This window comes from Serratia sp. H1w, assembly GCF_000633355.1.
Taxonomy (GTDB): domain Bacteria; phylum Pseudomonadota; class Gammaproteobacteria; order Enterobacterales; family Enterobacteriaceae; genus Chania.
In genome coordinates this window covers 63,673-86,354 of record NZ_AYMQ01000040.1, presented here as the reverse complement: position 1 = coordinate 86,354, position 22,682 = coordinate 63,673, and the positions used below count along the sequence as shown (strand labels likewise).

General features: G+C 55.3%; 16 protein-coding genes. 8 read left to right on the top strand and 8 right to left on the bottom strand.

Annotation, left to right across the window (positions count from 1 at the left end; all coding sequences use genetic code 11):
- Positions 1-34 precede the first annotated feature (34 nt).
- Both malQ and malP read right to left on the bottom strand, forming a co-directional pair.
- The gene (gene malQ, locus U869_RS0107350) at positions 35-2,116 is read right to left on the bottom strand and encodes a 4-alpha-glucanotransferase (RefSeq protein ID WP_025119255.1); all 2,082 of its coding nucleotides are present in this window, start codon (positions 2,114-2,116) and stop codon (positions 35-37) included.
- A 9-nt stretch (positions 2,117-2,125) separates the two neighbouring features.
- Positions 2,126-4,531 (bottom strand): maltodextrin phosphorylase, encoded by a 2,406-nt coding sequence (gene malP / locus U869_RS0107345; RefSeq protein WP_025119256.1) that lies wholly within the window; start codon positions 4,529-4,531, stop codon positions 2,126-2,128.
- 598 nt (positions 4,532-5,129) lie between these two features.
- Between malP and malT the strand changes: the two genes are divergently transcribed.
- Positions 5,130-7,844, top strand: coding sequence for an HTH-type transcriptional regulator MalT (malT, locus tag U869_RS0107340; protein ID WP_025119257.1), 2,715 nt, complete (start codon positions 5,130-5,132; stop codon positions 7,842-7,844).
- Between the two features lie 126 nt (positions 7,845-7,970).
- Here the strand turns inward: malT and U869_RS0107335 are convergent, their stop codons facing one another.
- Genes U869_RS0107335 through ulaA form a run of 4 tightly spaced genes read right to left on the bottom strand, consistent with a single transcriptional unit; the run spans position 7,971 to position 10,843 of the window.
- The gene (locus tag U869_RS0107335) at positions 7,971-8,627 is read right to left on the bottom strand and encodes a 3-keto-L-gulonate-6-phosphate decarboxylase UlaD (protein ID WP_029987221.1); all 657 of its coding nucleotides are present in this window, start codon (positions 8,625-8,627) and stop codon (positions 7,971-7,973) included.
- A 14-nt stretch (positions 8,628-8,641) separates the two neighbouring features.
- The gene (ulaC, locus tag U869_RS0107330; RefSeq protein WP_025119259.1) at positions 8,642-9,115 is read right to left on the bottom strand and encodes a PTS ascorbate transporter subunit IIA; all 474 of its coding nucleotides are present in this window, start codon (positions 9,113-9,115) and stop codon (positions 8,642-8,644) included.
- Positions 9,116-9,125: 10 nt separating this feature from the next.
- Positions 9,126-9,431: a PTS ascorbate transporter subunit IIB gene (gene ulaB, locus U869_RS0107325; protein ID WP_025119260.1), complete on the bottom strand. Its 306-nt coding sequence runs from the start codon at positions 9,429-9,431 to the stop codon at positions 9,126-9,128.
- Positions 9,432-9,445: 14 nt separating this feature from the next.
- Entirely contained in the window at positions 9,446-10,843 is a 1,398-nt protein-coding gene (ulaA, locus tag U869_RS0107320; protein WP_025119261.1) for a PTS ascorbate transporter subunit IIC, read from the bottom strand.
- Positions 10,844-11,253: 410 nt separating this feature from the next.
- On the opposite strand from ulaA, the gene ulaG reads away from it, so the two are divergent.
- From ulaG to glpD, 7 genes are all read left to right on the top strand, one after another.
- Complete coding sequence (ulaG, locus tag U869_RS0107315) at positions 11,254-12,318, top strand: L-ascorbate 6-phosphate lactonase (RefSeq protein WP_025119262.1); 1,065 nt, start codon at positions 11,254-11,256, stop codon at positions 12,316-12,318.
- Between the two features lie 143 nt (positions 12,319-12,461).
- A complete protein-coding gene (ulaR, locus tag U869_RS0107310; protein WP_025119263.1) occupies positions 12,462-13,217 on the top strand; it encodes an HTH-type transcriptional regulator UlaR in 756 nt (251 codons plus the stop codon).
- A 263-nt stretch (positions 13,218-13,480) separates the two neighbouring features.
- Positions 13,481-14,446 (top strand): autotransporter outer membrane beta-barrel domain-containing protein, encoded by a 966-nt coding sequence (locus U869_RS0107305; protein ID WP_025119264.1) that lies wholly within the window; start codon positions 13,481-13,483, stop codon positions 14,444-14,446.
- Positions 14,447-14,709: 263 nt separating this feature from the next.
- A complete protein-coding gene (glpE, locus tag U869_RS0107295) occupies positions 14,710-15,036 on the top strand; it encodes a thiosulfate sulfurtransferase GlpE (protein WP_021807441.1) in 327 nt (108 codons plus the stop codon).
- A gap of 158 nt (positions 15,037-15,194) precedes the next feature.
- Positions 15,195-16,031 carry a rhomboid family intramembrane serine protease GlpG gene (glpG, locus tag U869_RS0107290; protein WP_025119265.1) on the top strand — a complete coding sequence of 279 codons (837 nt, stop codon included), beginning with the start codon at positions 15,195-15,197 and terminating at the stop codon, positions 16,029-16,031.
- A gap of 33 nt (positions 16,032-16,064) precedes the next feature.
- A complete protein-coding gene (locus U869_RS0107285; RefSeq protein ID WP_025123964.1) occupies positions 16,065-16,823 on the top strand; it encodes a DeoR/GlpR family transcriptional regulator in 759 nt (252 codons plus the stop codon).
- Between the two features lie 360 nt (positions 16,824-17,183).
- On the top strand, positions 17,184-18,692 hold the full coding sequence (glpD, locus tag U869_RS0107280) for a glycerol-3-phosphate dehydrogenase (RefSeq protein ID WP_025119267.1): 1,509 nt from the start codon (positions 17,184-17,186) through the stop codon (positions 18,690-18,692).
- Positions 18,693-18,772: 80 nt separating this feature from the next.
- On the opposite strand, the gene glgP is transcribed toward glpD, so the two are convergent.
- A complete protein-coding gene (glgP, locus tag U869_RS0107275; protein ID WP_025119268.1) occupies positions 18,773-21,220 on the bottom strand; it encodes a glycogen phosphorylase in 2,448 nt (815 codons plus the stop codon).
- Positions 21,221-21,244: 24 nt separating this feature from the next.
- Positions 21,245-22,678, bottom strand: a complete 1,434-nt coding sequence (gene glgA / locus U869_RS0107270; RefSeq protein WP_025119269.1) for a glycogen synthase GlgA — start codon at positions 22,676-22,678, stop codon at positions 21,245-21,247.
- Between the last annotated feature and the right edge of the window lie 4 nt (positions 22,679-22,682).

The window sequence follows — 22,682 nt, the reverse complement described above, 5'->3', positions numbered from 1 at the left end:
GCAAAGGGGGTTGGCTTGCCAACCCCCTGTGTATTTAACCTACCGAAACCTTTCTGCGTCGCTTATCCAAATCCTTCAATAAACGATTAACCTCAGGATCGGCAAACATGGCTTCCAACGTCTGGCTCAGCTTGCGCCGCCAGTTTGGATACTCATTGCTGGTACCGGGAATATTGACCGGTTCCGCCATGTCTAACCAGTCTTCTGGTTGCAGACCCAACAGCGCGCTGGCGCTATCTGCCACATAGCGTTGCAGACCCCGATTCAGCAACGGACTCATGCTCAGCAATGAGGCTTTCTTACCCACCTTTTGCGGGACACAACCGTAGCGATGCAGCCCATCCAGCAACCCCTGTTTGGCCCGCTCACGATCGGCAAACAGCTCTTTGAGCACTTGCGCATCCGGGTATAACCCCAGTTGGTTGCCGAGCGTCAGATCGCCGCTTTGCCAGTAACCACGCAGCGTTGGCAGATCGTGAGTGGTAATGGTCGCCATCGCCTGCACCGGATAAGACTGCGGCGCACGGAACTGCTTATCGGCATCATGCTCGAAATACAGCACCTTATAGGAATAGACGCCGCTATCACGCAGCTTGCCGACAATCTCCACCGGCACGGTTCCCAGATCTTCCCCAATCACCATGCAGCGATGACGCTGACTCTCCAAGGCCAACAGCGCCAGCAGATCGTCAACCGGGTATTTCACATAGGCACCGTGATCGGCCGTTTCGCCGTAAGGGATCCACCATAAGCGCAGCATCGCCATCACGTGATCGATACGCAAGGCACCGCAACTGGTCATATTGGCCCGCAGCAAATCGATAAACGGCTGATAGCCCCGCGCCACCATCACATGCGGATCCATCGGCGGCAGGCCCCAGTTTTGCCCCAGCGGCCCGAGGATATCCGGCGGAGCACCTACCGAGGCTTGCATGCAATACAGCTCACGCTCACACCAGGTTTCCACTCCCCCCTCGGCCACCCCGACCGCCAGATCGCGATACAGGCCAATCGGCATCTGCCGCTGCTGGCTTTGGCTGAAGCACTCGGCAAACTGGCGGGCCGCCAACCATTGCAGCCACAGGTAGAAGCTAACCTCATCCTCGTGCTGCTTACAGAAGGTTTCCACCGCCGGGCTATTACCCTGCTGATATTCCTCCGGCCAGGCTGGCCAGCCCCACATGGTGCTGTCTTGAGTGATGAGATGGGCATGTAACGCATCGTACGCCGCCTGCTGATACAGGCTGCTGCCCCCCTCCCCAACGAAGCGTTCAAACTCCTGCTTCAGCGCATCCTGCGGCTTACGCGCCTGGAAATGCGGGAAAGCCAGCTTCAATGCCGCCAGCTTCAATTCCGTTACCGTGCTGTAGTCCACCAGATCGCTATTGCGTGCCTTAGCCAACAGTTTTTGCGTCGTGGCTTTCTGCCACCATTTTTGCGCGGCCTGGCTAAGCTGGAAATCTTCCACCACGTTGACGTCGATATACACCACGTTCAACCAACGGCGTGACGACGGGCTATAAGGGCTGGCGCTTTCCGGGCTGGCCGGATACAGCGCGTGGATCGGGTTGAGTCCGATAAAGGCCCCACCGCGTTCACCCACTTCGCCGACCATTGCCCGCAGATCGCCAAAATCCCCAATACCCCAGTTACGCTCGGATCGCAGCGTGTAGAGCTGTACGCAGGCTCCCCACAGCTTCTTACCGGTCAGCAAGGCATCCGGCTCGTAGCAACGCTTGGGCGCGACAATCAGCCGGCAGGCCCATTGCTGCTCACCCTGCTGCAAAGTGAGCTGGTGATAGCCGAGCGGTAATTCACCCGGCAGGGTCAACGTTTTATGTGCGCAGGCCCGGCCCTGTTGCTGGCTTCCGTCCTCACGCAACAACACCCAATGAAACTCGCCTTCTCCGCCCAGCGGCAGCGCCACCGGGTTACCGTGATAAACAACCTTCACTGCCGGCAAGGGAGCCGTTGACGGTTGCAATGATGCAGGGTTCATCGCCGCCAACAGCTTACGTTTGGTTTCCAGCGGCGTCGCCTGCCGCTGGCCATGGGCATTGATGTAATCGGCAGCAATCCCAGCCTGGGCTGCTACCTGATCGATACCTTTACTCATTCGCACTCCTTAACGCTTGGCTTGCCAAATGCGTTGCTGATAGTCACGGATCGAACGATCCGAGCTGAACATGCCTACGCGCGCGGTGTTAAGGATAGTGCGGCGCGTCCATTCGTCGCGGTCACGATACAGTTTGTCTACCTGCCGTTGAGCTTCGCAGTAGGAAGCAAAGTCCGCCAGCACCAGATACGGATCGCCGCCTTCCAACAGGCTGTGCAGCATCATATCGAAAGCGTGCTTGTCACCGTGGCTGAATGCGCCGCTGGCCAGTTCGTCCAGGATCGCTTTCAGGTGTTTGTCTTTCTTGCGATAGCTCAGCGGATCATAGCCCTTGGCCAACAGCGCCTTGACCTGCTCCACGGTGTTACCGAAGATGAAGATGTTGTCTTCGCCGACCTGCTCGGCAATCTCGACGTTGGCCCCGTCCAGCGTGCCAACGGTCAGTGCACCGTTCAACGCCAGTTTCATGTTGCCGGTGCCAGAGGCTTCTTTACCCGCCGTCGAGACCTGCTCGGAAATGTCCGCCGCCGGGATCATCAGTTCCGCCACGGAAACGCGGTAATCCGGGATAAAGGCCACTTTCAGGCGATCCTTGACGATCGGATCGTTATTGATCTTCTCTGCGGCCTGATTGATCGCATAGATGATGTTCTTCGCCAAGTAGTAGCCCGGCGCGGCTTTGGCACCAAACAGGAACACGCGTGGCACAATGTCCAGATCCGGGTTATCCCGCAACTGACGATACAGCGAAAGGATGTGCAGCAGGTTCAGGTGCTGACGTTTGTATTCGTGCAGGCGTTTGATCTGCACGTCGAAGATCGCATCCGGGTTGAGCGTCAGCCCCATGACGCTGTGCACGTAATTGGCCAGGATCACCTTGTTATCGCGCTTGATCTGCTGATACTGCTCGCGGAAGGCGGCGTCTTCGGCATATTTTTCCAGCCCCTTCAGCGCATCGAGATCGTTGGCCCATTCAACTTTCAGCGTGGTGTCGATCAAGCCAGACAACGCCGGGTTACACTGCTTGAGCCAGCGGCGCGGCGTAATGCCGTTGGTGACGTTGTGGAATTTGTTCGGCCACAGCTGGTGATATTCCGGGAACAGATCTTTGACCACCAGATCCGAGTGCAACTGAGCTACGCCGTTAACCGCAAAACCGCTGACTACACACAGGTTTGCCATGCGCACCTGCTTGCCGTGGTGCACCGCCAGCTTGGCCCAAACGGCGTCATCGCCCGGCCAGTGTTTATCCACCAGTTGCTTAAAGTTGGCGTTGATCTGTTTGATGATGGCGAAGTGGCGCGGCAACAGGCTGCGAACCAGCTTCTCATCCCAGCACTCCAGGGCTTCCGGCATCAGGGTGTGGTTGGTATAGGCAAAGGTCTTGCTGGTGATCGCCCAGGCCGCATCCCAATCCAACTGGTGCTCATCGAGCAGAATACGCAGCAGCTCTGGGATCGCGATGGTTGGGTGGGTGTCGTTGAGTTGGATCACTTCGTACTTCGGCAACTCCTCAATCTTGCGCCCGGCCAGATGGTGCTTACGCAGAATATCGGCCACCGAGCAGGCACACTGGAAATACTGCTGCATCAGGCGCAGGCGTTTGCCAGCCTGATGGTTGTCATTCGGATAGAGCACCTTGGTCAACTTGGCGGCTTCAACACCCTGCTTTTCCGCCTGCAGGAATTTGCCGTCGTTGAAATCCCCCAGATCGAATGGATGAGCATGCGTTGCCTGCCACAGGCGCAGTGGCTGGGTGACTCCGTTACGGAAGCCCAGCACCGGCAGATCCCAGGCTTCACCACGCAGGGTAAACTCCGGGTGCCACAGTTGGCGGCCATCGGCCAGTTTCTCTACCTTGCCACCAATTCCAACATCCACGCTCAGCGCCGCATTGTGGCGGAACCATGGATAGCTCTCACGTTGCCAGTTATCCGGTGCCTCCTGCTGATGGCCCTCTTTGAACGACTGGCGGAATAGCCCGTATTGATAGTTCAGCCCATAACCGGTAGCCGGTTGTTCTACTGTTGCCATCGAGTCCAGGAAGCAAGCAGCCAGACGCCCAAGGCCACCGTTACCCAACGCCGGATCGGTTTCCTGCTCCAGCAGATCTGCCAGCTTGACGTCCTGCTCTGCCAACGCGGCTTCAACGGTATCGTACCAGCCAAGGTTGATCAGGTTGTTGGCGGTCAGACGGCCAATCAGGAATTCCATCGAGATGTAGTTCACATGGCGCAACGGCTTGCTGCTTTTACGCGGCGCAGGTTGCGCAGCCAACTGTTCGGCGAGAGCGGCACTCACTGCCTCCCACCATTGATGCTGGGTCATCTGCTGTGCGGAGCTGAGGCCAAAACGCTGCCACTGACGAGTCAGTGCAGCCAGAAAAACGTCCTTTTTGAGCATAGGCTGTGACATAGGTAAAACTCTCTATCCGGTGTACCCGTCGTCTTTCAAGCGGCAACTTGAGTTTCATTGGGTAGTAAATGGGCCAATTTTTTCACTATCGTGCCGGGGAGAACGAGCAATGGCATCATCCCGCCTGGGGATTAGCTGGGGAGGAGGATTGGGGCGTAGCTGAAACTGTGATCTCAGGCACTTTTTAACCCTCGTTCCGTACAACAAAGAAGCTTATCGACACTGTCGATGAGCATAAAACAGACGGCGAACCACGATCACGACGTTAGCATAGTTATGCTGGCCGATGAAGTTTTGTACTTCCCTGTAAATAGCACAGAGACACTTCGCCTGGTGTGGATATTCGGGCGTTATGTAAAGCACCTCTAATGCAGATACCAGGGCAAACGTAAAAAAGTGTGATCAATCGCAATTTAACTTCAAGCCAAAGCGCAAGCTTGTTGCAATAGCGTTGATGATGTTCGACCTTAAGGAGGGGGATTAATTACGAGCCACAAAATAATTAATTTAACCCCGGTCCCGAGTCAGGAATATGGTGAGATGAATTTCCTCGGGCAGTCCTTCGGCGGCGGGAACCGCACTTTACATCTGGAATATTATGCTGATCCCATCAAAACTGAGCCGCCCGGTACGGCTGCAAAATACCGTGGTTCGCGATCGTCTGCTGGCAAAGTTAGCTAGTGCGGCAAACTATCGCCTGACATTGGTCAATTGCCCGGCAGGATATGGTAAGACCACGCTGGTGGCACAATGGGCCGCAGGAAAATCGGATCTGGGGTGGTACTCCCTGGATGAGAGCGACAACCAGCCGGAGCGCTTCGCCAGTTATCTGATCGCCGCGCTGCAACAGGCCACCGCTGGCCACTGCGTGAAAAGCGAAGCGTTAAGCCAGAAACATCAATACGCCAGCCTTTCGGCGCTGTTCGCTCAGCTGTTTATCGAGCTGTCCGAATGGCACCAGCCGCTATACTTGGTGATCGACGATTATCATCTGATCACCAATGACCAGATCCATGAAGCGATGCGCTTCTTCCTACGCCACCAGCCAGAAAATCTTACGCTGCTGATCCTTTCGCGCACCTTACCGCCCCTGGGGATCGCCAACCTTCGCGTCCGCGATCAGCTATTAGAGCTGAGCACGCGGCAATTGGCCTTTAATCATCAGGAGGCGAAACAGTTCTTTGACTGCCGTCTTAGTTCTCCGCTGGAGCACAATGACAGCAGCCGCCTGTGCGACGAAGTGGAAGGATGGGCAACCGCCTTGCAGCTGATCGCTCTCTCCGCCCGCCAATCCACTTCTTCCGCCCAGCAATCCGCCAAACGCCTGGCCGGGCTGAACGCCAGCCACCTGTCCGATTATCTGGTGGATGAAGTGCTGGATCGCGTTGATGCCGATGCCCGCGCGTTCCTGCTACGCTGCTCGGTACTGCGTTCAATGAACGACGCGCTGATCGTCCGCCTGACCGGGGAAGACAACGGCCAACAGCGCCTGGAAGAGCTTGAGCGCCAAGGTCTGTTTATTCACCGCATGGACGACACCGGCGAGTGGTTCTGTTTTCACCCGCTGTTTGCCTCGTTCCTGCGCCAGCGTTGCCAGTGGGAACTGGCGCTGGAACTGCCCGGCCTGCACCGTGCTGCCGCAGAAGGTTGGCTGGCCCTCGGCTATCCGGCGGAGGCCATCCACCATGCCTTGGCGGCCAGCGATGTCAGCATGCTGCGCGACATCCTGTTGCAGCATGCCTGGTCGTTGTTCCACCACAGTGAATTGGCGCTGCTGGAAGAATGCCTGAATGCCCTGCCGTACGAACGGCTGATCCAGAATCCGAAGCTGGCGCTACTGCAAGCCTGGCTGGCACAAAGCCAGCACCGTTACAGCGAAGTGAATACTCAATTAGAACGCGCTGAGCAGGCCATGCTCCAGCAAAAAATCGTTATCGACCAGACGCTGCATGCCGAATTTGACGCGTTGCGTGCTCAGGTGGCAATCAACGCAGGTAAACCAGAAGAGGCTGAACGTCTGGCCACTGAAGCGCTGAAATTCCTGCCGCTTTCCAGCTATTACAGCCGTATCGTGGCCACCTCGGTCACCGGTGAGGTTCACCACTGCAAAGGGGAGCTGGCGCGGGCGCTGCCGATGATGCAGCAGACCGAACAGATGGCACGCCGTCACCAGGCTTATCACTATGCGCTGTGGGCGCTATTGCAGCAGAGCGAAATTCTGATCGCACAAGGCTTCCTGCAAGCCGCCTATGAAACGCAGGATAAGGCCTTCGAACTGGTGCGGGAACAGCATCTGGAGCAGTTACCGATGCACGAGTTCCTGTTGCGCATTCGCTCACAGGTGCTGTGGTCTTGGTCTCGGCTGGACGAAGCCGAAGAGGCAGCACGCGAGGGGCTGAAGGTCCTGGCTAACTACCAGCCGCAGCAGCAGTTGCAATGCCTGGCGATGCTGGCTAAATGCTCGTTGGCGCGTGGCGATCTAGATAATGCCAATGCCCATCTGCTGCGCAGCGAAGTCTTGCTGCACGGTTCACAATATCACCGAGACTGGCTGACCAACGCCGATAAACCGCGGGTGATCCACTGGCAGATGACCGGTGATACCGCCGCAGCGGCCAACTGGCTGCGCCATACCGAAAAACCGGGGATGGCCAATAACCACTTTATGCAGGGGCAATGGCGTAATATCGCCCGCGTGCAGATCTTGCTTGGGCAGTACGAAGAAGCCGAAGTGGTGCTGGACGAATTGAACGAAAATGCTCGCCGCCTGCGGTTGGTCAGCGATCTAAACCGTAACCTATTGCTCAGCAACCAGCTCTATTGGCAGATGGACCGCAAAGTGGATGCCCAGCGCGTGCTGATAGAGTCACTCTCGCTGGCCAACCGCACCGGGTTTATCAGCCACTTTGTGATCGAGGGAGAGGCCATGGCGCAGCAACTGCGTCAGTTGATCCAGCTCAACACGCTGCCAGAGATGGAACAGCATCGTGCTCAACGTATTCTGCGCGATATCAACCAGCATCATCGGCACAAGTTCGCTCATTTTGACGAGAACTTCGTCGATAAGCTGTTGACTCACCCGCAGGTGCCGGAGCTGATCCGCACTAGCCCGCTGACACAGCGCGAATGGCAGGTGCTGGGCCTGATTTACTCCGGTTACAGCAACGATCAGATCGCCGGGGAGCTGGCCGTAGCGGCAACCACCATCAAAACCCATATCCGTAATCTGTATCAGAAACTGGGAGTCGCCCATCGACAGGAAGCAGTGCAGCAGGCGCAGCAGTTGCTGAAAATGATGGGGTATGGTGCTTAATTCTCCCCTCACCCTCTCCCACAGGGAGAGGGGACGGAACGTGCCAGGATTTTACACCGGCATCTGACCTTAACATGGGCGCAGCATGCAGCGCCCCTACGTAAAGGTTGGGGGGAGGGCAAAATATCAGCCCCACAGTTGGGCGATAGCACGCTTAAACTCACGGGCGGCAGCCACGGGATCGGCAGCATCGCGAATGCTGCGGCCAGCAATAAACACATGAATTGGAATGCCCTTGAACAGCGGCAGATCTTCCAGGGCCAAACCACCGGTCACGGTCACCTTGAAGCCCATGCTGGTCAGGCGTTTGATGGCGGTGATATCCGCATCGCTCCAGGCAACCCCGGCGGCCTGCGCATCGCGGCTACGGTGGTAAACCACTTGCAGGATCCCCGCATCGCGCCATTCCTGCGCCTGCTCCCAGGTCCAGAAACCTGTCAACTCAATCTGCACATCACCGTTAAACTCTTTAGCAACCTCTATCGCCCCTTTGGTGGTGTTGATATCGGCACAGCAGATCACCGTGACCCAGTCTGCATTAGCCTCAAAACACATGCGTGAGAGGATCTTGCCCGCATCGGCGATTTTGGCATCCGCCAGCACGATACGGTCTGGATAAAGCGCCTTCAGATCGCGCACCGCACGCACCCCTTCGGCCACGCACAGAATGGTGCCAACCTCGATAATATCGATCTCGTTGGCGATCAGACGCGTGGTGCGATAAGCATCATCCATTGACTGGTTATCCAGCGCGACCTGCAACATCGGTAAAGTGTTTGCCATCTTGCTTACTCTCCTTAGTGTTCTGCCGCTGCGGCAGAAGTCAGGTTAATCAAATCCAGCACCTGCTGTGGCGTGCGGCAGGCCCGCAGGCGATCGAAGTTGGCCTCGTCCTCGAACAGGTTAACCACCTGTAAGATGCCGACCTCCTGATGCGTTTTGGCATCTACCGCCGCCATGGTGATCAAAATGTCGATCGGGTCGTTGTCCTCATCGCCAAAACAGACCGGCGTTTTTAGCGTGACCAGAGCAAAGCCGGTTTTTAATACCCCTTCCTCCGGCCTGCCGTGGGGCATAGCCAGCCCCGGAGCCAAGATAAAATAAGGGCCAAACTGCTCAACCCCGGCCAGAATGGCGTTGAAATAACGCGGTTCTACTACGCCAGCCTCCACCAGCAGATCGACGCCAATCTTCACCGCCTGCTGCCAGTCTTGCGCCTCTGCCTGCAACAAAATCGACTGGTTATGCGCCAGCGAATCACTCAGCTTCATGGCCGTTGCCTCACTTGATGTCTTTGGGGAAATGAGCGCCGATCACGTCCATCAGCTTGGGGCCGAAGTCTGCGGCCGACAGCATGTTGCGTACCCCCACCACATACTTGTTACCACTTACGGTGATCTCATCCGCCACGTGGGTGGAAGCAATAATGATGTCGGCGCCGCTGAGTTCGGATTTGTACTCGCCCACTGCGCAGCTGTTGACCGTATGATCTACGCCCTGCTGAGTGAGGAACTGGTCGACTTTCATTTTCATGATCATGGAACTGCCTTGCCCACAACCGCATACCGCCAGAATTCGTACCGTCATGATGTGCTCTCCAGTTAGTTTGAAGCCGATTCAGTGAGTTGTTTTTCCGCATCTTCTTCCGCGCGCAACGTGCGCCCGGCGAAGAACATGTACAGCAGCGCGATAATCACCACCACGCCCATAAACCACAGGCCGAAGCTCAGGCCCTGCATCAGCGGCGGTGCCAGAATTGACCAATCCGCCATGCCCATCCAGGCACTCAGCCCGGTCAGTTTGATAGCCCACACGCAGCCAAAGATTTCGATCATCCCCATCACCAGGCAAATCTTCATCGCCGCACGCCAGCCGCCGAAATGGTTGGCAAACACGCCAATGGTGGCGTTGGAGAAGAACATGGGAATAAAACCGGGAATGATCATGATGGAGGAGCCAACCGCCAGCAGTACGCCCACGGCGATCAGTTGCCCCACAGTGCCCCACATAAAGCCCCACACCACGGCATTGGGCGCAAAGCTGTAAATGGCGGCGCAGTCGATGGCCAGCACGGCCCCAGGGATCAGACGTTGAGAGATGCCGTTGAAGGCTTCGGTCAGTTCGGCAACGAACATCCGCACGCCCTGCACGATGATGAAGATGGCGACGGCGAACATCAGGCCGGTTTGCAGGATGTAGATCGTCCAATGGGTTTTACCCGCCATCTGTTGCAGGGTATCCAGCCCGAAGGAGCAGAGAATGATGCCAAAGAACACCGTCATCACAATGGCGGTAGAAACGATATTGTCATGGAAGATATTCAGCCAACCGGGCAGCTTGAGGTCTTCCACGCTGTCCTCTTTCTTACCGAGATAAGGTGCCACCTTATAGGCTACCCAGGAGGCAAACTGCTGTTGGTGACCGATGGAAAAACCGCTGTTTTCCGTCACCGACTGGGTTGGCTTGAACATCATGTTGGAAGTGATCCCCCAGTACAGCGAGGCGATCAGGGCGCTACACAATACGGTGGTCCACATGTCGTAGCCCGAGATGTAGAAGAACACCGCGATCAGCCCCACCTGCTGGAACATGATATGGCCCGTCAGCATGATGGTGCGGATGCCGGTGATGCGCCTCAGCAAGACATAGACAATATTCAGCGCCAGTGCCAGCAATACCGCATAGCCCACCCAACTGTAGGCATCCCCCATCCGTTCAATGGTCGCCATCATTGAGGCGTAAGTGTCGGAGATGGCACCGTTGATGCCATAAACCTCGGAAAGCTTGGCCACTACGGGTTTGAAGGTGCCGGTCAGGATGCCGGAACCGGCTTGCAGCAGCATAAAACCGATGATGGTTTTGATGGTGCCTTTGATGATCACCGCCGCGCTCTTGCGCAGCAACAGATAGCCCAGCAGCGTGACCAGGCCCAGTAGCAGCGGGGCGTTGGTCATCACCTGATTAAAAAATACGGTGAAGATGGTGTAGAGGGTTTCCATACGGCTCTCCATGTAGCGTTTATGCGCCGTAGGGAACGCCACTGGTCGCTAGATCAGTACGTCACCGTAACGCAGGGACAGGCTTACCATAGCAATCACAGTGAATCACCAAAAGATCATAAATGATTATTTGTGAACAACCTCGCAAGTTATATGGAAAAAATCTGTGCATTCAACGAACTAAGTTGACAACAATTCCATTACTCATTGAATTAAATACAAGTTAATAAATGAACCTCTGAACATAAGGTCGGTGAATGGTGCCTAAAACCCCGTTTTCGAGCGCTTAAACACCGGTTGTCAGCACGCACAAACGGTGCTAGATTCAGCAAAACAAGTCACAAAAAATCATTAAATGATAATTTGTGATTACATATGATATGAAAAACCCTGATGATGAGGAATAAATCATGAGTAAAGTCGCTACCATTACCCGCCAGTCATGGATCCTGAATACCTTCCCGGAGTGGGGTTCCTGGCTGAATGAAGAGATTGAACAGGAACAGGTGGCACCAGGCACCTTCGCCATGTGGTGGCTGGGGTGCACCGGTATCTGGTTAAAATCAGAGGAAAATGCCAACCTGTGCGTCGATTTCTGGTGCGGCACCGGCAAGCAGAGCCACGGCAATCCACTGATGAAAACCGGCCACCAGATGCAACGCATGGCCGGGGTGAAAAAGTTGCAGCCCAATCTGCGCACCACGCCGTTCGTTCTCGATCCCTTTGCCATCAAACAGATTGATGCGGTACTGGCCACTCACGATCATAACGACCATATCGACGTCAACGTCGCTGCCGCGGTGATGCAGAACTGTGCCGCTACGGTGCCCTTTATTGGGCCGCAGAGCTGCGTGGATATCTGGCTTGGCTGGGGCGTACCGGCAGAGCGCTGCATCGTGGTGAAACCTGGTGACATCATTAAAATCAAAGACGTAGAGATCCACGCATTGGATGCCTTCGACCGCACAGCGCTGATCACCTTGCCGGTGGAGCAAAAAGCAGCGGGCATGCTGCCAGACGGCATGGATCAGCGGGCGGTCAACTACCTGTTCAAGACCCCTGGCGGCAATCTTTACCACAGCGGGGATTCCCACTACTCCAACTATTACGCCAAGCACGGCAACGATCACCAGATAGACGTGGCGCTCGGCTCCTATGGCGAAAACCCACGCGGTATCACCGATAAAATGACCAGCGCCGACATTCTGCGCATGGCAGAATCGCTGAATGCCAAGGTAGTGATCCCGTTCCATCATGATATCTGGTCGAATTTCCAGGCCGATCCGCAGGAAATCCGCGTGCTGTGGGAAATGAAAAAAGACCGGCTGAAGTATGGCTTCAAGCCGTTTATCTGGCAGGTGGGGGGCAAATTCACCTGGCCGCTGGATAAAGACAACTTTGAATACCACTATCCGCGCGGCTTTGACGATTGCTTTACCCTTGAGCCGGATCTGCCGTTTAAATCCTTCCTGTAAAGGTTAAGCTTGAGAACGGGACGCCGACGCAGCTTTATGCGCACTTCTGCACACGGATGATTCAAATCGTCAGCAGGTGCGCATATAATCACGGCATATCCCCTGATTATGGGGTAACGTTCTCATTTCCCGACGGAGCCCGCATGACCGAATCCCAGCGCCATAATGCCATTCTCGATCTCTTACAGCGTAAGGGGCAAATCTCCGTGGCCGATGTGATTAGCGCCTTTGAGATCTCACCGGCAACGGCGCGCCGCGACATCAACAAGCTCAATGAGACCGGTAAGTTGCGCAAGGTGCGTAACGGTGCCGAAGCCACCAGCACCCCGCGCCCCACCTGGACACCGCTCAATATTCATCAGACTCAGCATCTGGACGAGAAGATGCGCATCGCCAAAGCGGCCGCACAGCTTTGCCAGGCGGGAGAGAGCGTAGTGATCAACTGTGGTTCCACTGCGTTCCTGCTGGGGCGCGAGATGTGCGGTAAAGAAGTGCAGGTGATCACCAACTACCTGCCGCTGGCCAACTATCTGATCGAACGTGAACACGAAAGCGTGGTGATTATGGGCGGCCAGTATAATAAAAGTCAGTCGATCACCCTGGCTCCCCAAGACGGCGATGCCACCCTGTATGCCGGGCACTGGATGTTCACCAGCGGTATCGGCCTCACCAGCGACGGGTTGTATAAAACCGATATGCTCACCGCCATGGCCGAGCAGAAGATGCTGAACTATGTCGGTAAGCTGGTGGTGTTGGTGGACAGCAGCAAAGTCGGCCAACGCGCGGGTATGCTGTTCAGCCGCACCGAGCAGATCGATATCGTCATTACCGGGCGCGATGCCGATCCGGCGATAGTCGAACAACTACGCCAACAAGGGGTCGATGTGCAGCTGGTTTAAGCTTTACGCCAGGCCTCACTTTTATTTCTGTCATCCTGGGAATTTTTCCAGGATGACCCATAATCTTGCTGTTATTAAATATATCTATAAATTAAAGTGAATATAAGGCCTAAAACATCCACCAAATAAATAGGTCGTGCAAAATAGCTTATTTTTAATCTAAAACCGACCTGTTTTTTCATGACATTGTCGTTTCATCTGGGTACTATTGCGGCAAATTTCCATATGGAGTTGGGATTGTGGCAATGAGTAAGAAAATACTTATGATAACAGGGGTTTATCTGATTTTCCCCCCGACATTGGCAAGCGCAGATCCAATAATCGGTTATAGTTATCGGCCCGATGCCGGGGTTTATCTGGGCAATCAGGTTGCCGCATCAACCTTATTTTCTCATACCCTGCACCAAAGAAAGGTCGCGCCAGGTGACAGCCAATTCTGGGTGCGAGGTTCTGGCTATCACAGCAAGGATCTGAGCATTAGCGATAACGGCTTATCTGTCGATACCGATCGCCAGGTCTTTATGCTGGGCGGAGATTTGTTGGCCTTGGAGAACAATAAGGAAGAGTGGACGGCAGGCCTGATGACTGGCTACGGCCACGCCAAGAGCAGTGCTAACAACGCCACAAACTCGTCCGAAGGCAAGGTCGACGGTTATTCAATCGGCGCTTACAGCACCTGGTATCAGGATAAGAAAAACCACTCCGGGGCGTATGTAGATTCCTGGCTGCAATATGCCTGGTTTAACAACAGCGTAACCTATGCCCAAGGCAAACAGGATTATGACAGCACAGGCTTTAGCGTCTCTGTGGAAACCGGTTATGCCTTGCAGCCCTTCTCGACACTCGAGTTGATTATCGAGCCGCAGCTACAAATTATTTATAACCGCTTCGATGCCGATGATTATCAGGATCCGACCGGGGTTTATATTCATCAGGCCGATGTACCAGACTTTACGTCGCGTGTCGGTATTCGCTGGTACAGCGATCAGGAAGATAATACTACCGCCTATCTAGCGACCAACTGGTGGCACTTTAATGGTAATAACGCCGTCAGTTTTAATGATACGCGAGTAGAGACCCACTCCCTGGATAATTTGTTCGAGGTAAAGCTGGGCTTGCAGACACCGAGCAGTGCCAGCATGCAGATTTGGTTTGAGGGCGGCGTCACTATGGGGGCCAACAGCTACCAGGATTACGGCGGCACTTTAGGTGTGAGCTATCGCTGGTGATAACGCTTTTCGCTGCTGGCGTCCCTTGTCAGGCTCGAATTCAAATACTGGCATACCCTATGGATTTCGAGTTGCAGCTAGGCGACAAGCTCACTCATCCCCAGGAGCTTACTTTTAGTAAGTGACTGGGGTGAGTGAGCGCAGGTAACAACGCTGCAGCTTGAAAGACGACGGGTATAAAAACCCTGCCGTTGCTCTGGTCTTAATTCTGCAAAAGTTGGATACAATACCGGTATTAGCCCATTACCCGGTATTTTGCAGTTATGGAACAGTTTGAAACGATCGACGTTGTGCAGGCGCATCAACGCCTGAAAGACGGCAGTGCCGCGCTGGTTGATATCCGCGATCCACAAAGCTTTGAAGCCGGGCATACGCCGGGCGCTTTTCATCTCACCAACGCCACCCTGTCCGCATTTATGCAGCAGAACGAGTTCGATCGCCCGGTGATGGTAATGTGTTACCACGGCAACAGCAGCCGCAGTGCCGCACAGTATCTGCTGCATCAGGGGTTTGATGCGGTTTACAGCATTGATGGCGGTTTTGAAGCCTGGGCCCGCCAGTTCCCACAGGACGTTGAGACCTCCGCTTAATCTCCTTTAGGCCGCCTGCCTGGGTGGCCAATTGCTGTATTCCGTACTGTTTTTGTCAGATCCCTTCCCTGTGTTCAGGTTTTCAACGGTATAATCAGCCGCCAATGCCATCGGCGGTTTTGCCCATGGCCAAAGTCATCTACTTAGACGGAAAATCTATGGTTCGAGTGATCGCCGTATCCAACCCTCGCCTGGCGCAGGCCTTTGTCGATTACATGGCCACGCAAGGGGTTGTGCTTGAAGTTCGCGCCACGGGCGATGCCGCCGAAATCTGGCTGGCGGACGAAGCTCATCTGGAGCAGGTGCAACACGAACTGCAACAGTTTCTGCTCGATCCGCTCAATCGCCGCTATCAGGCCGCCAGTTGGCAGGCAGGCAGCACCGATGCCGGTCTGCAATACCAACAGTTTTCCTATCTGCAAATCATCCGCAGCAAGGCCGGGCCGCTGACATTGACGGTGATGGGCCTGTGCATTCTGGTCTACATCCTGATGCAGGTACTGGGTGATGATACCGTCATGTTCTGGCTCTCCTGGCCGCAAAACAGCTCGCAATACGGCCAGCTGTGGCGCTGGGTCAGCCACGCATTTCTACACTTCTCGCTGCTGCACATTACCTTTAACCTGATGTGGTGGTGGTATCTTGGTGGTCCACTGGAAAAACGCCTCGGCACCGGCAAGCTGTTTGTGATCGCCGTAGTGTCGGCCTTTTTCAGCGGTTGGGCGCAGTCATTATTCAGCGGTGCGCTGTTCGGCGGGCTTTCCGGGGTGGTTTACGCTCTGATGGGCTACGTCTGGCTGAGCGGAGAACGCGCACCGGAACGCGGTTTGAATCTGCCACGGGGCTTGATGGTCTTTTCCGCGCTCTGGTTGGTGGCCGGTTATTTCGATATTTTAGGAATGTCGATCGCCAATGCGGCACACGTTGCCGGTTTAGTGATAGGGTTATTAATGGCATTCTGGGACACGCGGCATCGCGCGCACAACGAACAATAACAACCAGGCACATCGGTGTATTAGGGGATTATCGTGAAGCAAACACAGCGTCATGACGCAATTATCGAATTGGTGCGCGTGCAGGGTTATGTCAGCACGGAAGAGTTGGTGGAACATTTCGCCGTCAGCCCGCAGACCATTCGCCGTGATTTGAATGACCTGGCCGATCAGAACAAAATACAGCGCCATCACGGTGGCGCAGCATTACCTTCCAGTTCGGTGAACGCCGCATATCACGATCGCAAGGTGATGTGGTCGGAAGAGAAAGCCCGCATCGCCCAGCGCGTTGCCAGCCAGATCCCGGACGGAGCCACGCTGTTTATCGATATCGGCACCACGCCGGAAGCGGTCGCTCACGCACTGATGGGCCATAAAAATCTGCGGGTCGTCACCAACAACCTGAACGTGGCCACCCTGCTCACCGCCAAAGAGGATTTCCGCCTGATCCTCGCCGGTGGCGAAGTTCGTACCCGTGATGGCGGCATCACGGGCGAGGCCACGCTGGACTTTATCTCCCAGTTCCGCCTCGATTTCGGCATTCTCGGCATCAGCGGTATCGATATGGATGGTTCCCTACTCGAATTCGACTATCACGAAGTGCGAACCAAACGCGCGATTATCGAAAACTCGCGCTGCGTGATGCTGGTTACCGACCACTCCAAGTTTGGCCGTAACGCGATGGTCAACCTGGGTAATATGAACCTGATCGACTACCTGTTTACCGATCAGGCTCCACCGCCGAGCGTGATGAAAATCATCGAGCAGTACGACGTGCAGCTGGAACTCTGCTGATCGCCCCTCACCCTAACCCTCTCCCACAAGGAGAGGGAACCGATCGAGTCCGCTGAACCTCCCCACACTTTCCGCAGCAGCACCGGCTTACCCACAACACCGGACTGACTCCCTCTCCCTCTAACAAGAGCTTATGGCGTTCTCGCTCCCTCCGTGGGAGAGGGTTGGGGTGAGGGGCTTTCCCAAAACAACGCCCTAATACCCATGCTATTTGTATATCTACTATCACCAAACTGTTACCTCTATCACGCAAGAATGTTTTTGTTTGGTTAACTCTTGGCTTGCTTGTTGGTTTCCGATTACAATAATGAGCGAAAACGAACATAAAAGAGCTATTTCGAACACCAGGAGGAAGTAAACGTGGAAACCAAAGACTTGATCGTTATCGGCGGCGGTATCAACGGAGCCGGCATCGCAGCCGATGCAGCCGGGCGTGGGCTGTCCGTACTGCTGCTGGAAGCGCAAGACTTGGCCTGCGCTACGTCTTCCGCCAGTTCAAAACTGATCCACGGTGGCCTGCGCTACCTGGAACACTACGAATTCCGTCTGGTCAGCGAAGCACTGGCCGAACGTGAGGTGCTGCTGAAACTGGCACCGCATATCGCCTTCCCAATGCGCTTCCGCCTGCCGCACCAGCCCCATCTGCGCCCGGCCTGGATGATCCGCACCGGCCTGTTCCTGTACGATCATTTGGGTAAACGCACCAGCCTACCGGGCAGTAAAGGTTTGCGCTTTGGACCAGAATCCGTGCTGAAGCCGGAATTAAAGCGCGGTTTCGAATATTCTGACTGCTGGGTAGACGATGCGCGCCTGGTGGTATTAAACGCCCAAGCCGTGGCCGAACGCGGTGGCGAAGTTCGCACCCGTACCAAAGTGACCCGCGCCTGGCGTGAAAATGGCCTGTGGATGGTGGAAGCTACCGATGTCGACAGCGGAAAAACCTTTACCTGGCGCGCCAAAGGCCTGGTCAACGCCACTGGCCCATGGGTAAAACACTTCTTCGACGATGGCCTGAAGCTCAAGTCTCCTTACGGTATCCGCCTGATCAAAGGTAGCCATATCGTGGTACCACGGGCGCACAACCAGCCGCAGTCTTATATCTTGCAGAACGAAGATCACCGTATTGTGTTCGTCATCCCGTGGCTGGACGAGTTCTCCATCATCGGTACTACCGACGTGGAGTACCACGGCGATCCGAAAGACGTGAAGATCGACGATAACGAAATCGACTATCTGTTGAAGGTGTATAACGACCACTTCAAGAAACAACTGGGCCGTGATGACATCGTCTGGACCTACTCCGGCGTGCGCCCACTGTGTGATGATGAATCTGATTCACCACAGGCCGTAACTCGCGACTATACGCTGGATGTGCATGACGAGCAGGGCAAAGCCCCACTACTTTCCGTGTTCGGCGGTAAGCTGACGACCTATCGCAAGCTGGCCGAACATGCGATGGAGAAGCTGGCTCACTACTACCCAGGCTGCGGCCCGGCGTGGACCAAAAACGGTTCCCTGCCAGGGGGCAATATTGATGGCGATCGCGACAGCTATGCCGCCAAACTGCGCCGCCAGCACGGCTGGATGACCGAATCTCTGGCCCGTCGTTACGCCCGTACCTATGGCAGCCACAGCGAAATCATCCTGGCCAATGCCAATAGCCTGAACGATTTGGGTGAAGACTTCGGCCATGACCTGTATGAGGCTGAACTGCGTTATCTGGTGGAAAAAGAGTGGGTTGTCGAGCTGGATGATGCTCTGTGGCGCCGCACCAAGCTGGGCATGTGGCTCAGCGAAGAGCAGCAGGCACGGGTGAAAACCTGGCTGGCAGAAAACGCCAAACCAAAGGCGCTGTCATTGGCTTCTTGATTTGAATGTAAGTAAACGGGCGCAGCAGCGCCCCTACACAACGAACTAAAAGTAAGGGCCGGATATCCGGCCCTTATCTATTACAGCTTTATCGGCTTGATATGCCAAATCTCATCCGCGTACTCCTGGATCGTCCGGTCGGAAGAGAAATAGCCCATATTGGCAATGTTCAGTATCGCGCGCTTGGTCCAATCGTCCTGATTGAGATACACCTCATCCACCTTATCCTGGGTATCCACATAGCTGCGATAGTCGGCCAGCAGCTGATAGTGATCGCCAAGATTGACCAGTGAATCGAACAGGCTGCTGTAGCGCTTAGGCTCCTCAGGGCTGAACGCACCGGTAGCGATCTGCGTCAACGCCAGATGCAGCTCTTCATCCTGTTCAAAATACTGACGCGGGTTATACCCATCGCGGCGCAGCGCCTCCACCTGATCGGCGGTATTGCCAAAGATAAAGATGTTCTCTTCGCCGACGTGCTCCCGCATTTCGACGTTGGCCCCATCCAGCGTACCAATGGTCAAGGCACCGTTGAGGGCAAACTTCATGTTGCTGGTGCCCGAAGCTTCGGTGCCCGCCAGTGAGATCTGCTCGGAGAGATCGGCCGCCGGAATGATCATCTGTGCCAGACTCACCCCGTAGTTAGGGATAAACACCACCTTCAAATCATCATGCACGCGCGGATCGTTGTTGATCACCTTAGCCACATCGTTGATCAAGCGAATGATCTGCTTGGCGGCGTAATAGGCCGAAGCGGCTTTACCCGCAAAGATCACCACGCGCGGCACGCGTTTAACATCGGGATCCTGCAACAAGCGGTTATAACGTGTGATCACATGCAAGACGTTCAGCAATTGTCGCTTATATTCGTGGATCCGCTTGATCTGTACGTCGAACAACGCGTCGGGGTTCACCACCACGTTGAGCTTTTTAGCGATATAAGCCGCCAGCCGTTCTTTGTTCTGCCGCTTGGCAGCCTGTACGGCCTGCAAGAAGCTCGGATAATCCGCGTTGGCTTTGATCTCACCAAGTTGACTGAGATCGGTACGCCAGTTATGGCCGATGCTGTCATCCAGCACTTTGGATAATGGCCGGTTAGCCAGCCCCAGCCAGCGGCGCGGCGTTACCCCGTTGGTTTTATTGCAGAAACGATCGGGGAATACGCGAGCAAAGTCGGCAAACAAGGACTGCACCATCAGCTCGGAGTGCAATGCCGACACGCCATTCACCTTATGGCTGGCCACCACTGCCAACCACGCCATCCGCACCCTACGCCCGTTGGTTTCATCGATGATGGAAACCCGTGCCAGTAATTCATTATCACCCGGCACCACTTGCTGTACCTGCTTGAGGAAATGGTCGTTGATTTCGAAGATCAATTGCAGATGGCGCGGCAGGATCTTGCCTAACATCTCGACTGGCCAGGTTTCCAGCGCTTCACTCATCAAGGTGTGGTTGGTGTAGGAGAACACTTTTTCCACCACTTCCCAGGCGTCCAGCCAGCTGAATTTGTGCTCATCAATCAGCAGGTGCATCAGTTCAGGGATCGACAACACCGGGTGAGTATCGTTGAGGTGGATGGCAATCTTGTCGGCCAGATTGTCGAAGGTTTTGTGCATCGTCCAATGACGGTTGAGGATGTCTTGGGTAGTCGCTGAAACCAGGAAATATTCCTGCCGCAGGCGCAGTTCACGCCCGGAGTAGGTGGAGTCATCAGGATAGAGCACTCGCGATACGTTCTCGGAGTGGTTTTTATCTTCTACAGCGGCAAAATAATCCCCCTGGTTAAACTTGCCCAGGTTGATTTCATTACTGGCCTGCGCGCTCCACAAACGCAGCGTGTTGGTCGCATCGGTATCAAAGCCCGGGATCACCTGATCGTAGGCGATAGCGATAATCTCTTCGGTTTCCACCCAGCGGGCCTTCGCCCCTTCCTGCTGAACGCGGCCACCAAAACGCACTTTATAGCGGGTATTGTGGCGCGGGAATTCCCATGGGTTGCCGTATTCCAGCCAGTAATCTGGCGACTCCATCTGTTGGCCATTGACGATGTTCTGCTTGAACATGCCGTATTCGTAGCGGATACCGTAGCCCCGGCCAGGCAGAGCCAACGTGGCCAACGAATCCAGGAAGCAGGCAGCCAACCGCCCCAGACCGCCATTGCCCAGGCCAGGATCGTTCTCTTCCTCAAGCAGTTCGCTCAGGTTCAGGCCCATCTCATCGAGCGCATCTTCGATATCCTGGTAAATCCCCATCGATAACAGCGCATTCGATAGCGTACGGCCAAGCAGAAACTCCATCGACAGGTAATATACCTGCCGGACATCTTGTGAAAGCTGGGCGCGATTGGATCGCAACCAACGTTCCACCATCCTGTCGCGCACTGCAAACAACACGGCGTTAAGCCAGTCGTGTTGGGTGGCGATAGCCGGATCCTTACCGACAATAAACATCAGTTTATAGGCGATGGAATGTTTCAGCGCTTCAACACTGACCGTGGGTGAGGTGTAACTAAACGGTGAAGTCATAGTAGTTCAATCCCAAGTACGTGATTACAACAAGCGTTGATAGAGCGACAAGTATTCCTTTGCCGCGACTTGCCAGCCAAAATCCAGACTCATGGCATGGCGTTGCACATGATGCCAATGCTTCGGCCGACTCCACAGCACCAGAGCACGCCGGATGGCATTGCTCAGAGCGCCCGCATCACAATTATCAAACACAAACCCACTGGCGGAACCGTCTGCCAGGAACTCCAACGCGCAGTCCACCACCGTATCCGCCAGTCCCCCGGTGCGGCGCACCAGTGGCAGCGTGCCGTATTTCAGGCCATAGAGTTGCGTTAACCCGCAAGGCTCAAAGCGGCTGGGCACCAGGATCACATCCGCACCGCCGATAATTCGGTGAGAGAACGCCTCATGGTAGCCAATCTGCACGCCAACCTGCTCCGGGTAATCGGCCGCAGCGGCCAGGAAAGCCTGCTGTAATACCGCATCACCCGCCCCCAGCACCACCAGCTGGCCGCCCTGTTCCAGCAAGGCTGGCAGGGCTTCCAACACCAGATCCAACCCTTTCTGGTTGGTCAAACGGCTGACTACCGCAAACAGCGGCAACGATTCATCTACGTGTAACCCCATGGCTTTTTGCAGATGAACCTTATTCTTGGCCTTGTTTTTCAGGCTGTCGGCGTCGTAGCGGGCCGCCAGCCGCGCATCGTGCGATGGGTCCCAAATCTTGTCATCAACGCCGTTGAGAATGCCGCTCAATCTCCCCTGCCGCTGCCGCTCCTGTAGTAGCCCTTCCATACCGTAACCAAACTCCGGTTGCGTAATTTCACGCGCATAGGTCGGGCTGACGGCGGTGATATGGTCGGCGTAGTACAGACCTGCCTTGAGGAAGGACATCTGGCCATAAAACTCCAGGCCATAGATATTCATGAATGACGATGGCAACCACAGCTCCGACATATGATGGGCGGAGAACAACCCCTGATAGGCCAGATTGTGGACGGTGAAGATCGAGCGAGCCGGATGGCCGTTGGCCGCCAGATAGGCGCAGGCCAATCCCGCATGCCAGTCGTGGGCGTGTACCAGTTTTGGCCGCCAATAATGATCCAACCCTTTCGCCAGTTCACAGGCCATCCAGCCCAGCAAAGCGAAACGGCGGTGGTTGTCTGGGTACGCATTCATCGACTGATCGTGATAAGGACTGCCCGGCCGATCGTACAACCAGGGGGCATCAACCAGGTAAACGCCCACGCCATGGTAGGTGCCATAACGCAGGCCTACGCGCCCGGCAAAAGAGTCGATCTCGGCAACCAGTACCGTATCCGGGATCCCGTTACGCACGTCAGGAAACGCCGGCAATAGCACCCGAACATCAGCTCCTGCGGCAATCTGCGCCGTCGGTAATGCGCCAACCACGTCTGCAAGCCCGCCGGTTTTAAGCAGTGGGAACATCTCGGAACATACGTGTAAAACCTGCATTATC